At 64.2% G+C, this 13,344-nt stretch carries 13 protein-coding genes; 3 read left to right on the top strand and 10 right to left on the bottom strand.

The window, feature by feature from the left end; genetic code table 11:
* Positions 1 to 28: 28 nt before the first annotated feature.
* Both ACWV14_RS29040 and merR read right to left on the bottom strand, forming a co-directional pair.
* Complete coding sequence (locus tag ACWV14_RS29040) at positions 29 to 412, bottom strand: YkvA family protein (RefSeq protein ID WP_454906110.1); 384 nt, start codon at positions 410 to 412, stop codon at positions 29 to 31.
* Between the two features lie 93 nt (positions 413 to 505).
* A complete protein-coding gene (gene merR / locus ACWV14_RS29035) occupies positions 506 to 898 on the bottom strand; it encodes an Hg(II)-responsive transcriptional regulator (protein WP_454905156.1) in 393 nt (130 codons plus the stop codon).
* Between the two features lie 65 nt (positions 899 to 963).
* On the opposite strand from merR, the gene merC reads away from it, so the two are divergent.
* Both merC and ACWV14_RS29025 read left to right on the top strand, forming a co-directional pair.
* Positions 964 to 1,383: an organomercurial transporter MerC gene (gene merC, locus ACWV14_RS29030; RefSeq protein ID WP_454905154.1), complete on the top strand. Its 420-nt coding sequence runs from the start codon at positions 964 to 966 to the stop codon at positions 1,381 to 1,383.
* On the top strand, positions 1,383 to 1,619 hold the full coding sequence (locus tag ACWV14_RS29025; protein ID WP_454905152.1) for a GDCCVxC domain-containing (seleno)protein: 237 nt from the start codon (positions 1,383 to 1,385) through the stop codon (positions 1,617 to 1,619). Before merC ends, ACWV14_RS29025 begins: the two co-directional genes overlap by 1 nt.
* Positions 1,620 to 1,754: 135 nt before the next feature.
* Here the strand turns inward: ACWV14_RS29025 and ACWV14_RS29020 are convergent, their stop codons facing one another.
* Entirely contained in the window at positions 1,755 to 2,081 is a 327-nt protein-coding gene (locus ACWV14_RS29020) for a DUF4148 domain-containing protein (protein ID WP_454905150.1), read from the bottom strand.
* A gap of 546 nt (positions 2,082 to 2,627) precedes the next feature.
* On the opposite strand from ACWV14_RS29020, the gene ACWV14_RS29015 reads away from it, so the two are divergent.
* Entirely contained in the window at positions 2,628 to 4,091 is a 1,464-nt protein-coding gene (locus ACWV14_RS29015) for a phospholipase D family protein (RefSeq protein ID WP_454905146.1), read from the top strand.
* A 135-nt stretch (positions 4,092 to 4,226) separates the two neighbouring features.
* Here the strand turns inward: ACWV14_RS29015 and ACWV14_RS29010 are convergent, their stop codons facing one another.
* From ACWV14_RS29010 to ACWV14_RS28980, 7 genes are all read right to left on the bottom strand, one after another.
* On the bottom strand, positions 4,227 to 4,520 hold the full coding sequence (locus ACWV14_RS29010; RefSeq protein ID WP_454905144.1) for a hypothetical protein: 294 nt from the start codon (positions 4,518 to 4,520) through the stop codon (positions 4,227 to 4,229).
* A 63-nt stretch (positions 4,521 to 4,583) separates the two neighbouring features.
* Positions 4,584 to 4,988 (bottom strand): hypothetical protein, encoded by a 405-nt coding sequence (locus ACWV14_RS29005; protein ID WP_454905143.1) that lies wholly within the window; start codon positions 4,986 to 4,988, stop codon positions 4,584 to 4,586.
* Positions 4,975 to 8,154 (bottom strand): efflux RND transporter permease subunit, encoded by a 3,180-nt coding sequence (locus ACWV14_RS29000; RefSeq protein WP_454905141.1) that lies wholly within the window; start codon positions 8,152 to 8,154, stop codon positions 4,975 to 4,977. Before ACWV14_RS29000 ends, ACWV14_RS29005 begins: the two co-directional genes overlap by 14 nt.
* Positions 8,151 to 9,872 carry an efflux RND transporter periplasmic adaptor subunit gene (locus ACWV14_RS28995; RefSeq protein WP_454905139.1) on the bottom strand — a complete coding sequence of 574 codons (1,722 nt, stop codon included), beginning with the start codon at positions 9,870 to 9,872 and terminating at the stop codon, positions 8,151 to 8,153. Before ACWV14_RS28995 ends, ACWV14_RS29000 begins: the two co-directional genes overlap by 4 nt.
* A complete protein-coding gene (locus tag ACWV14_RS28990; RefSeq protein WP_454905137.1) occupies positions 9,869 to 11,224 on the bottom strand; it encodes a TolC family protein in 1,356 nt (451 codons plus the stop codon). The genes ACWV14_RS28995 and ACWV14_RS28990 overlap by 4 nt, the downstream gene beginning before the upstream one ends.
* Positions 11,225 to 11,361: 137 nt before the next feature.
* Positions 11,362 to 11,808 (bottom strand): hypothetical protein, encoded by a 447-nt coding sequence (locus tag ACWV14_RS28985; RefSeq protein WP_454905135.1) that lies wholly within the window; start codon positions 11,806 to 11,808, stop codon positions 11,362 to 11,364.
* A 263-nt stretch (positions 11,809 to 12,071) separates the two neighbouring features.
* Entirely contained in the window at positions 12,072 to 12,521 is a 450-nt protein-coding gene (locus ACWV14_RS28980; RefSeq protein WP_454905133.1) for a hypothetical protein, read from the bottom strand.
* Between the last annotated feature and the right edge of the window lie 823 nt (positions 12,522 to 13,344).

Here is a 13,344-nt window from a genome sequence, read left to right as displayed (position 1 = left end):
CTCATATCTCGAGTGCCTGACATGAAGATCACCGAAGCCATCGCCACAGCATGACGCCCGCGCCAATCCAGAGCGCAAGAATTAGCGCAGCGCCCCATAGGCTTTGCGGCTTGCCTGCGCCACGGCTCATCCATTCATCTGCCGTGGCGCGGCAGTCAGCGAGGACTTCCCGAGGCAGCAGTCGGATCGTCAGCCAGATCAGGCCGGGCAATAAGAGCGCATCGTCCAGATACCCCAGCACGGGAATGAAGTCCGGGATCAAGTCGATCGGGCTGAGAGCGTAGGCGACGACGAATGCGGCAAGCGCCTTGACGTGCCAAGGGGTTTTTGGATGCCGATAGGCGAACCACAGCGTCACTGCATCCCGCTTGATACGCCGCGCCCATTGCTGAATGCCTTGCAGAGTTGACAGCGAAGCTCCTTCAGTTGATTGCTGCGGATCGATGCGATAGAGCGAAGCCGCGCATCGATCCTCGGCGGCGATGCCCGTTGCTACCCACAGAGGCTACTTGTCCAGCGCAGTGATCAATGGGCAGGATACGTTTGTGCCATTCGTGCAGCAGTCGTCAATCAATGTCGATAAGGCCGCTTCGATACGATGAAGGTTCGCCAGTTTCGCACGCACATCGGCAAGTTTTTGCTCCCCGAGTTGTCGAGCATCGCCGCAATGCGTGCCATCTTCCAACATCAACAATCCGGCCACTTCGTCGAGGCGAAAACCCAGGCCCTGCGCAGACTTCACGAACCGGACTCTTGCCACATCTTTCTGGCCGTATCGCCGGATGCTGCCGTAAGGCCGGTCCGGCTGCGGCAGCAAACCCTTGCGTTGATAGAACCGGATGGTCTCCACGTTGACCCCTGCGGCCTGCGCGAATACGCCGATGCTTAATTGGTCCATGTCGCTTGACTCCGTACTTGACTACGGAAGTATTGTGGACTCCTCGAAAGACATGGATGCACTCGATGGAATGGATCGCACGGATGGCCGACAAGGCCGGCGCTTTGGGCAGCATTGTCTCGGCCGCAGCATGCCCAGCGTGTTTCCCAGCCCTGGCAAGCCTGGGAGCTGCGACAGGCCTTGGCATCTTCAGCGGCTACGAAGGCCTGTTTCTCTCCACCCTGCTGCCACTGTTCGCCGGCGTTGCCCTGGTGGCGAATGCCATCGGCTGGTATCGCCATCGTCAGTGGCATCGCGGCTTGATGGGCATGATCGGTCCGACGACGGTGCTCGCGGCAATGCTGCTCTTCTTCGGCCGATGGTGGACCGCCGAGTTGTTGTACGCCGGGCTGGGCTCGATGGTTGGCGTATCGCTGTGGGATCTTCTGTCGCCAGCGCGCAAGCGATGCGGTAGGAATGGCTGCGAGATTGGGAGCGCGCACTGATGACGAGAAGACAAGGCGTGCACAGCGCAGTTATTCTCGAGTCCGTGCTGACATGTCCACACTGCGGCCACGCGAAGCGTGAGGAGATGCCTGTGGACGCCTGCCAGTTCTTCTACGAATGCGAGAACTGCAAGATCTTGCTTCGTCCGAAATCCGGCGACTGCTGTGTGTTCTGTTCGTTCGGTTCGGTGAAATGCCCGCCAATCCAAGGGCAGCAAGACTGTTGCAGTCCATAGCACACGCGTGCAACCTCGCGCTCCGCAGTCCTCCGCGCCACTCTCCGGGCTCGTGGCAAGCGAGCACGGCAATCGATGTGACACCTGCTGAGGAGGCAGATCTCCTCAGTTGTTACTCAGCAGGTGCGCTTGCGATTATCTTTCGCCGGACGGAATGGTGCCGTCTCGCATCGCCTGAAGGGTCTCTTTTCGAACTTCATCGCGTGTCTTGCCCGGACCGCTCTTGGCGACAGGCCATGGGGCGCCATAGCGACTCGCCCATGTCCAGAACGGATGCTTCTGAGCGGTTTCGAGTTCTGCGGTGATCTGGGCTCGGGGTTTGGCCGGCCCTGCATGCTCGGGGTGGTAGACCACCCCCGCTTCCGTTGGCGCGAAGTGGGACGGCTCCGCGTAGGTCGGGGGCACGAGAACAACTGCGCCAATGACCATGGCAAGCGCTGAACCTATACGTTTTGACGACATGACACTCTCCTTTGACCGTGTGAGTGCATGCCGGGCCAGAAAGCCATGACAGCCCGGATGCGCTCGGTAGGCCGTCGGTTGATCTCCCTGTCGTCAGTCTAGAAATCCAACCCGTCGATGGCCGCACAGGTGGATTACAAATACTTCATCTGCCGTCGCACCTGTGTCTGGAACGATCGAATGGCGGTATCGCTTTTTCATGCTCTCAATCGCTTGAATGCACTTCTTCGCGCTGCATGGAGCGCAGCGCATCATCATCTTGCTAGGATCAAAGAGAGAGGAGTCAGCATCCGGGAGAGGTAGCGCGTCTTTTTCAGCGAACGCGGCCCGCGTTTGCCGAAACTCGGCTTAAATTCCTCGGCTTGCTCGATAGTCGCGCTCTCCAACCTCACCTGTGCGACAAAACCGCTCGACATGAGGCAACAGATTTTGAACAGACTGATTCCCCTTTGGCGCGTTGCGATGGCGAGCACCTTGCTCGCCTTGTCCGGCTGCCTCGGGTTGCCCCCGTCGCCTCTGTCGTCGCCCACTCACACACTTGCCGCCATGGCAGACGCACCGCTGTCCAAGGTGGTAGAAGCCTCACGCGCGGCGCAAGGAGCCAGTGGCTTTCGTTTGCTGCCCTCCGGGCCGGACGCGCTGCAGGCACGCCTTGAGCTTGCGCGATTGGCCACGCGGTCGTTGGACCTGCAGTACTTCATCTTTCAATCCGACTCCACGGGTCGCGAGATGATGCGGGCCTTGCGAGATGCCGCGGCGCGGGGAGTTCGGGTGCGCCTGTTGATCGACGATCTATACACACAGGGTCAGGACGAACTGCTGGCCTGCCTGGCCGCGCACGAGCGCGTCGAGGTGCGGCTTTTCAACCCATTCGCGTTAAGGGCTGGCGGCGTGTTCGCTCGATTCGCGGCATCGCCATTCTTCTTTGGGCGCTTGAATCATCGGATGCACAACAAGTTGTTCGTCGCCGACGCAGCCTGGGCGATCACCGGGGGGCGCAACATTGGCGATGAATACTTCACGCGCAATGACGCGGGCAACTTCATCGACCTGGACGTGCTGGCTGCGGGAGAAGTCGTCGGTGACATGTCTCGCCAGTTCGACCTCTACTGGAACAGCGCCGCCACTGTGCCAATCGAATACGTCGCCGCACGTTCAGCGCCCGCGCACGCGCTACGCGATCGCTTCGAGGCGCTGACCCAGTCTGCATCGGCTCCGGCGCTGGCTGGTGCCGATGCACCCGACGCGCTGGGCCGCTCATCGGTGGCGAAGGAGTTCGCTGCCGGCCGTGTGCATCTGGCGTGGGGCGACGGGGAATCCTACGCGGATCTGCCTGGCAAGGCGCTTTCCGCATCACAGACCCAGGGAAGACAAGAGCATGGCTCTAACCTCGTGAGGCTCAACGCCTTGGAACACATCCGTGCCGCATCAGGGGAGATATTGCTTACTTCACCCTATTTCATCCCGGGGCGAGCCGGCGTGGACCTCCTCGCCGAAGCGGCTCGCCGGGGTGTCAAGGTCAGCGTGTTGACCAATTCACTCGCTTCGACCGATCAGCCGCTCGTACACGGGGCCTATCGGCGCTATAGACCAGCGCTCCTGACTGCCGGTGTTGCACTGTTCGAGTTGAGCCCACAGCGCGCCGGGCGCGAAGAGCAGCGCAAGCTCTTTGGACTGTCCGTGGGGGGATTGCATACCAAATCGCTGGTGATCGACAGAAAGGAGTTGTTCGTCGGGTCGATGAATTTCGACCCACGCTCTGATCGCATCAACACCGAAAGCGCGTTGGCGATCCATGTTGCGGAAGTTGCCGAAGATGCTGCTCGCCTGGCTGTGTTGTCCAAGATGCAGGCGGCGCATCAATTACGGCTGTCCGACGGACAGACACTCGAATGGATCACACCGGCCGGCGGCGAGGGCCCCATTCATCCAGACGAACCCGAGTCGGAATTCTGGCAAAAGATCTGGTTGTTGCTCACCAGCGAATTCGCGCCGGAAGGTTGGCTGTAATGCGCTGTTGCTGCAATGTGCTTTTTGAGAAAGCGCCCGTCGAGCTGAGACCCGCGAAGACGCGTTCGGCTTCGACCAACAGCGCTTGCGCTTCGGCGCCCGGAAGCCGCGGGTTTTCGCCGGGCGCCCAAAGCACTACGACGGCAAGTTCTTGCACGTCTTCAACTGTGCTTCGTACCGTGCCTTGCGCCAGCGGTTCTCTCCCGGCGTGGTCAGTGCGCGCGGACCATGGTCCAGCGGCAGCACGAGTGGCGGCGGCGGGCAGTTCGGCGAGCCTTTACCGGCCAGCGTATCGGCGCGACGTTCGGATGCCGCGACCTGCTGGGCTTTGCGCGCTTTCTCGATGGCCTGGAAATCGGGTCCCGCCAGAGCGGGCGAGGCGACTCCCAAGGTCAGGGCGCTGATGAGGATAAGGAATGACTTTTTCATGATGAACTCCTGGAATTGATCGGAAGGAAACAAACGCGAGCCGTGACGCTCGCTAACCACCGATCAATCCAGCCACCGGCAGTACAGGATGCGCACTGGCAACCGTACGTGCCGACCTCCCGCGTCGAAATATTCCCCGTCCGGTACCGGCGCCACATGCACCGGCCACGCCGTGGCCTCATGTTCGCGACATTCGCCGCCGACCTCGTGCAGCGATGGCGCAGAGGCTCTGTAGCACAGCGCGCAAGGCATGGCATCCATGACCACAGGCATGGTGGCCATGCCCATGACCGCGACAGCAACAGGTCCCGTCGTGACTGGAGTGACCGCGCGTGCCGTCCGTCCTTCGTCCTGCGAAACAGGCATCGACGCCTGCGCTGCCGTGCCGAACAAAGCCAGGGACAGGGACAGGAGCACCACAGCGCCAAAGAGAGCGCGCCGCAGCCGCGGGCGATCAGGCTGGGCCATGACCTTTTCTCCAGAACGTGCGGCGAGGCGTGTGCCGCTCGCGAGTTTCGCGCTGCCGCCGCATCAGCAGGTACGCCGCGGGGATCACGAACATCGACAGCAACGGGGCCGTGATCATGCCGCCCACCATCGGCGCGGCGATGCGCTGCATCACCTCCGAGCCCGTACCTGTTCCCCACATGATCGGGAACAGGCCCGCCAGGATGACCGCCACCGTCATGGCCTTGGGTCGCACGCGCAGCACCGCACCTTCGCGGATCGCGTCCAGCAGGTCAGCCGTGCTTGTCTTGCCCTCGTCGATGCGCTCGTCCCAGGCATGCTTCAGGTACAGCAGCATGATCACGCCGAACTCCGCCGACACACCCGCGAGCGCGATGAAGCCGACCGCACCGGCGACGGACAGGTTGTAGCTGAGCAGGTAGAGCAGCCAGATGCCCCCGACCAGCGCGAACGGCAGCGCCGCCATGATCAACAGGGCTTCGTCGAAGCGCCTGAAGGTCAGGTACAGCAGCACGAAGATGATCAGCAGCGTGAACGGCACCACCACCTTCAGTTTCGCCGTGGCACGCTCCAGGAACTCGAACTGGCCTGACCATGACACCGCGTAGCCCGGCGGCAGCTTCACCTCCTTCGCAACGACGCGCTGCATGTCCTGCACCGCCGAACGCAGGTCCCGTCCCCGAATGTCCACGTAGACCCATCCAGACAGCCGAGCGTTCTCGCTGCGCAGCATCGGCGGCCCGTCGGTGACGCGGATGTCCGCCACGTCGGAGAGCACCAGCCGCGCGCCGCGCTCAGTGACGACCGGCAGCGAGCGCAGTTGCTCCAGCGAGTCGCGGATCTCACGCGGGTAGCGCACGTTGATCGGGAAACGCTGCAGGCCTTCGACCGTCTCGCCGATGTTCTCGCCGCCCACCGCCGAGGCGATGACCGATTGCACGTCGGCGATGTTCATGCCGAATCGCGCCGCCTCGTCGCGCTTGATGTTCACGTCCACGTAGCGGCCACCGGTAAGTCGCTCGGCCAAGGCGCTCGACACGCCCGGCACGTCTTTGAGGACGCGCTCGATCTCACCGGTGATGCGGTCGATGGTGGCGAGGTCGGTGCCCGCCACCTTCACGCCCACCGGGCTCTTGATGCCAGTGGCCAGCATGTCGATGCGGTTGCGGATCGGTGGCACCCAGATGTTGGTCAGGCCGGGCACCTTGACGATGCGGTCGAGCTCCTCGACCAACTTGTCCTGCGTCATGCCGGCGCGCCACTGCTCGCGCGGCTTGAACTGGATGGTCGTTTCGAACATCTCCATCGGCGCCGGATCGGTCGCCGACTCCGCGCGCCCGGCCTTGCCGTAGACGCTCGCCACTTCGGGAACCGTCTTGATCAGCCGGTCGGTCTGCTGCAGCAACTCGCCGGCCTTGCCCGCCGACAGCCCTGGCAGCGCCGAGGGCATGTAGAGCAGGTCGCCCTCGTCCAGACGCGGCATGAACTCGCCGCCGATGTGCTGCAGCGGCCACAGACTCAGCACCAGCACGACCATGGCGCCCGACAGCGTCAGTTTCGGCCAGCGCAGCACCGTGTTCAACAGCGGCTGATAGACGGCGATGAGCAGCCGGTTCAACGGGTTGGTCTTCTCATCGGGAATCCTGCCGCGGATCAGGTAGCCCATCAGCACCGGGATCAGTGTCACCGAGAGTCCGGCCGCGGCGGCCATCGCGTAGGTCTTGGTGAAGGCCAGCGGCGAGAACATGCGTCCCTCCTGGGCTTCCAGCGTGAAGACGGGAATGAACGACAGCGTGATGATGAGCAGCGAGAAGAACAACGCGGGCCCGACCTCGGCGGCCGAGTCGGCGATCACGCGCCAATGGGTTTCCCCGCGCAGCGTCTGGTCCGGGTGATCGTGCCTCCACTTCTCGATGTGCTTGTGGGCGTTCTCGATCATCACCACCGCAGCATCCACCATCGCGCCGATGGCGATGGCGATACCGCCGAGCGACATGATGTTGGCATTGACGCCCTGGTAGCGCATCACGATGAAGGCCGCCAGGATACCGATCGGCAGCGAGACGATCGCGACGAATGCGGAACGCAGGTGGAACAGGAAGATGAAACACACCACCGCGACGACGATGAATTCCTCGAGCAGCTTGAAGCCCAGGTTGCGCACCGCGCGCTCGATCAGGTTGGAGCGGTCGTAGGTCGGCACGATCTCCACGCCTTGGGGCAGGCTGGCCTGCAGGGTCTGGAGCTTTTCCTTGACGGCGGTGATGGTCTCCCGCGCGTTCTTGCCCGAGCGCATCACGATCACGCCGCCGACGGCTTCGCCTTCGCCATCGAGCTCGCCGATACCGCGGCGCATCTCAGGTCCGACCTGGATGCGCGCGACGTCGCCCAGGCGCACCGACACACCGGCGTCGGTCGTCATCAGCGGGATCTTGCGGAAATCCTCCAGCCCCTGAAGGTAGCCCGAGGCCCGCACCATGTATTCCGCCTCGCCGAGCTCAAGCACTGAGCCGCCGGTTTCCTGGTTGGCTTTTTGGATCGCCTCCACCGCCTTGGTGTGCGGGATCCGGTAGGCGGCGAGCTTCTCGGGGTCGAGCACGACCTGGTACTGGCGCACCATGCCGCCGATCGAGGCGACCTCGGCCACGTTGGGCACGGTCTTGAGTTCGTACTTGAGGAACCAGTCCTGCAAGGCGCGCAACTGGGAGGCGTCCTGTGTGCCGCCGCGGTCGACCAGCGCGTACTGATAGATCCACCCCACCCCGGTGGCGTCGGGGCCGAGCGAGGCCTTGGCAGCCGCCGGCAGGCGTGACTGCACCTGGTTCAGGTATTCCAGAACCCGCGAGCGCGCCCAGTACAGATCTGTTCCGTCCTCGAACAGCACATAGACGAACGAGTCCCCGAAGAAGGAATAGCCGCGTACCGTCTTGGCCCCCGGCACCGACAGCATGGTGGTGGTCAGCGGGTAGGTGATCTGGTTCTCGACAATGCGCGGCGCTTGGCCCGGATAGGTCGTGCGAATGATGACCTGCACGTCCGAGAGGTCCGGCAGCGCGTCGAGCGGCGTACGCATTACTGAATACACGCCCCAGGTGCTGATCATCAGCGTCGCCAGCAGTACCAGGAAGCGATTGGCGATGGACCACCGAATGAGCTTGGTGATCATGGCTTGCTTCCCGGGGTTGCGGGCGACACAGGCGTAGACGCTGAAGGGGCCTTGGGGTCCGCAGCGGCGCTTGCCGAGGGAGCCGTCGTCACGGGCGTCACGCGGGTGAGTTGAGGCAGATCGTCTGTATCAATGAAGAACTCGAAGCTCGCGCGGTCGCCGGGCTTCAGGGTGCCCGGCGCGCCGCCGGGCGGCAGCTTGAACTCCATGGTCATTGCGCCCCACTTCATCGTAGAAATCGGGCCGTGCGAGAAGGTCATCGCGTCCTTGGTGATGCTTTCCACCTTGCCTTCGCCCACATGCCTTGGAGTTCCTGCAGCCGGTGCGGCGGGAGTGGCGGCTGCAGGCGCTGTAGCGGTGGGCGTGGCATTCAGACGCGCCTCGACGCCCTTGAGGCTGGCTTCCGAGTCGATCAGGAACTGCGACGACACCACGACGCGCTGACCGGCCTGCAACCCGCGCTTGATTTCGGTCTGGCCGCCGCCTTCAAGACCGATCTCGACGTCGACCGGGCGGAACCGGCCGTTGTCCTCCGCCAGCATGACAACCGCGCGCTTGCCCGTCTGGATGACGGCTTCGGTCGGGATCAGCAGCGCCTTGTCGGCACGCATGTCCGTGAACTGCATCGACACGAACATGCCGGGTACCAGCCTGCCGGTCGGATTGGCCAGCTCCAGGCGTGCCTTCAGGGTGCGCGTCGCTGGATTCACATCGGGAAGAATGGCCTGCACCTTGCCGTCGAAGGTCTCGCCGGGCGAGGCAGGCGTTCTGGCCTGCACCCTGGCGCCCAGTCTCACCAGCGCCGCTTGACTCTCGGGCACTTCGGCATTGGCCCAGACGGTGGCCAGGCCGTTGATGCGAAACAGCGTGGTGCCGGCGCTCACCGTCATGCCTTCGCGCGCGGCCAACTCCGTGACGACGCCGCCGATGGGCGCGACCAGCGTGATGCGCGGTTGCGTGCGGCCGCTGCGTGCGACGAGCTCGATCTGTCCATCGTTCATGCCGACCTGGCGCATGCGTTGGCGCGCGCCGTCGATCAGCGAGGCCAGGTCCGTGCCGCGCATGCGCTGCACCGACAGGAATTCCTCCTGCGCCGCGATCCATTCCGGAACGTAGAGCTCGGCCAGCGCCTGGCCTTTTTTCACCGGATCGAGCGTGGCACGGACGTTCAGACGTTCGACATACCCGGTCGCCCGGGCCTGCACGATGACCTGGTCGCGCTCGTTGAAGGCGATGCTGCCGACCGTGGTCACTTGCGGCGACACGGTGCCCTCGGACACAACAGCGGTTCGCACGCCCAGGTTCTGTTGCACGCGCGCGCTCACCGTCACGCTGTTCTGGTCGCCATCGCCGCCTGCGTAGACGGGTGACATCATCATGTCCATGAAGGGCGACTTGGCTGGCTTGTCGAACCTGTTCCCCGGCACCATGGGGTCGTGGTAGTAGAGGATCTTCTTGCCGTTGGTCGGGTCGGTGTCGCCGGCCTTCAGGCCTGCTGCGATGTGGCGTCGTGTTGCGTCTTCGCCGGTTTCGTTGGGAGAGGCTGCGGGAGCAGCCGTTGCACCCGCTGACGGTGTGGCCATCGACGGGTCCCCCGAGGAGGCGGACGACGGTCCCAGGCTCTTGCCGCGCTGAACCCCGAAGGTGTAGGCACCGAAGGCTGCTGCGGCAAGGACTGCTGCAGCGATCAGGCCAATGAGGAGAGGTCTTGTTTTCATTTCTGCGGTTCCTTGGTCTCGCCCGCGGCCGCCGACGGGCCGGTATCGAGCATCGGATGGGTGGCGGGAATCAGGAATTCGAGCTGGGCCCAGAGCGCAGCGGTCTCCATCTCGAGGCGAAGGCGTTCCAAGCGCGTGTCGATCTCCATGCGTCGTGTCTCGAGCGCGGCGCTCAAGGTGCCCGCACCGCCGCGGTAGGCAGCCAGCACCGCTTGCGTGCGTTCGGCGGTGAGCGGGATGAGCGAGCTGTCGTACAGGGCGAGCCGCTTGCGGTTGCTCTGCCACTGCTGCAACCATGAGAGCGCTTCGGCGGCACTCTCTCGCGTCGCTTCCTCACGCTGAGCCTGCAACTGCTCGACCGCCGCCAGCTTGGCCGCGAGCTCCCTATCCTGGCGATTCTTCTGATCCAACTGCAGCGGGATCGACAGGTTCAGCGACACCATGTTCGAGTAGGCCGCCCCCCGCTGGCTGTACATCAGCTCGACGCTCCAGTCGGATCGCTTGTTGCTTTGCGCAACGTCGGCTTCCGCGCGCGCCACCGCTTCCTGCCGTGCCATCAGCGCGATCTGCGGGTGCTCACCGATCTGGGCCTCCAGATTGGGGGCATCCAGGCGCACGGAGCCCAGATCCGGGAGCATCGTCGCGGGCTGAGAGGTGCCCGGCCCGACCCAGCGCGCCAGACGCGTCTGGGCCGTGGCGATCTGGCGCTCTTGCGCGAGGATGCGGTCGTCCAGTTGCGCCAATGCGGAGCGCGCCGTGAACACATCGGCCTGCGTGCCGCGGCCACCGCGGTAGGCGGCGTCGGCGCTCTCGATCTGCAGGTTCAGCTCGGCGCGTTGGGTTTGCAGCAGTTCCCGCATCCGCCCCTGGTAATAGCGATCAAGCCAGGCGATCGCGGTGTCGCGCCTCAAGTTGGCCAAGGCCAGAGCGCGGCCCGCTTCGGCGACCTCGGCTTCCCGGTCAAAGCGCGCCGCGCGGGCCTGGCGCTTGTCGGAGCGGGTGAATTCCTGCATCACGCCGATCGAGCGCATCGTCATGAAGTCGCGCGTGAGGCTGAAGCGATCGCTTCCGTTGACGGGCAGATTGCTGATGCCAGCCTTGAGCACGGGATCGGGCAGTTGCCCGGCGGCCACGGCCATGGCGCGTGCGGCGCCGGCGGCCGCATCCTGCGCGACGAGCTGGCGCGAGCGCTCCTCGGCGAGCCGCAGCGCCGCGTCGAGGGAAAGCGTTTGCTGTGCCTGGGCGTTCAGGCCGACGGTGCTTGCGCACAGCGCCAGCGCTACCGCCAGAAGGCGAACGGGGCGGCGCGCGGATCGCACGATCGGCGCAGCCGGAAAAGGAATGGGGAACATGGAATCTCCTGACGAACCTGCGAGTAGGTTGTCGGGCCGCGCCGGCGCGCCGAGCACAGCTCGACGAACACGGCAAGGCACGACCGACGCGCCGTACCGGCCCACAACGGGCCGTCGGCACAAGGTCGGTCAGGCGATCAAGTTCTGTAGACGCAGTGCAGGATGGCGTGCGGTGGAGATGCCGCAACCAGTGCACTCAAGGAAGCCGCCGCAGGATGCGGCGGGGATGCCGTCTCAGGCACCCAGGGGGTCATGGGGTAGAGGGCCGACAGCAACACCGCGGGGACCGTCAGTGTGGACGCATGGTCGCTTTGCTGGCCATACTTGCAGTGCTCGGCGCACAGGTTGCCGGAAGCCGTGTCCGTCGCGCCGACCATGTCAGCACAGGGCGATCCTTGCATGGCCGAGTCACGGGCGTCGTCTGTTGCAGCGACAGCGTCTTGCGCCATCGACATCTCGGTGGACGAACCACCGGCCAGACCCGCGGAGAGCGCGGGGCAGGCGTATGCGGCAATCGCCAACTGCGAGAACAGCAGCAGGCCGATCAGTCCACGAGCCACCATCCGCACAAGTTCGCGTGTCATCGCTGCACCTGTGGCAATACCGACACGACCACACCCCCAACGCGTGGTGCGCCGGTGAGCCGTGTGAAGAGGTTTGCGGTGACGAGCATGGGAGGACGCGTGGAACGCTGCTGATGGAGTCAGTGCTTGGGAAGTGGTTCCGCGAATTCTAGGCCTGTTGCTCAGACAACGGGGCAAGCCGTGGCGACATGTGCGGCTTGCGGTGGACGATCGCGTCGTGGTCGGCGCTCAGTTGCCTTGCCGTCGCCCGACGGCAAGGTCGCTCAGCGGCGCATGGTCGCCGGTGCGTCCGGCAGTTGGCCCTGCTGGGTGAGGCGCTCCACCGGCGTGCCGAACTCCGGCTGCTCACCGCGCAGGCGTGCGTATGCGGCAGCAGCTTGTCGATAGGCAGGGCGAGTCGTGTCCGCACCCGCTTCACCGTTGGTGGCGGCGGCCAGACCCGAGCGCATCCAGGCCAGCGTGTCCGCCTGGACCGTCGCACGGGTGTTGGAGGACACGCTCACGACGGCGCGTGGATTGCCTTCGGGGTAGCCCTGGTCTACCGAGCTTTGCAGCCAGCGCTGCGTGTCCGCAGCCACGGCTGCGCGGCTGGTGCTCGACGTCAGCGGCGCCGGACGAGGATCGCCTTCGGCATAGTTACCGGCCAGTGCGGGGCCGGCGATCGCGCCGAGCAATGCGGCCAGCGTCAGGGAGGTCTTGAGGGAAGTCTTCATGTTCGGGGTCCTTTGCAGTCAGAGGGTTGGCATTTCCGGAAATGAACAGCGCGTGACTTGTCTTTCCGATGTGCCAACTTTAGGCCGCGGGTCCGTGAGTTACCGCACGCGCAGATTACAGTTATGTCATCTGCATGGTCGTGCTCGGCCGATCTCACGCCCGATTCAGCTGTTATCTGACAGACGGCAACTGGCCAGTTGCCAATCATTCGAGCTACAAATCGGGTCGGCCCTCGACCAGATCACCAAGGCCGTTGCTGCATGTCCTGCATTCGGGTTTTGCTCCTTTGGGCACTCATGTTCGTCGTACCGTTCCAGGGGTACGCGGCAGCCTCTATGGCCTTGTGTGAGACCGAGCATGCGGGGCCCGCGGCGGCGAATCAAGCGGATCCGCACGAGCACTCGAATGCCTCTGCGCCTGATCCCACACACTTCCAGGGCATGGACGATGAGGACATGACGCACCATGACGGCGACTCAGGCACTGCACACAAATGCGGGACCTGCGGAGCGTGCCATGCGGTGGCGTTGATGCCCAATACCTCTATCGTTCGCATCCAGTCTCTGCCGGCGGCGGATCTGGCGGAGCCCCGCTTTCTGCCAACCACCGTCTTCCCGCCCCTCCTCGAACGCCCGCCTCGGGCCTGAAGTCCCTGTTCGCCTTCGACCTCGCGGTCTGAGGCTGAGCGCTTCGCATTGCCGGTCGTCGCCCTCCCGTTCTCGGGGAATCGCGACGCATCCCAGCCATGAATCTTCGAGGATCACATGCTCTATTCATCGAATCTCACCAGGACCGGGCCTACGCGCGTGGGTACTCCTTCAC

It is taken from the genome of Variovorax durovernensis, assembly GCF_977011995.1.
This window is presented reverse-complemented; position numbering and strand designations above follow the sequence as displayed.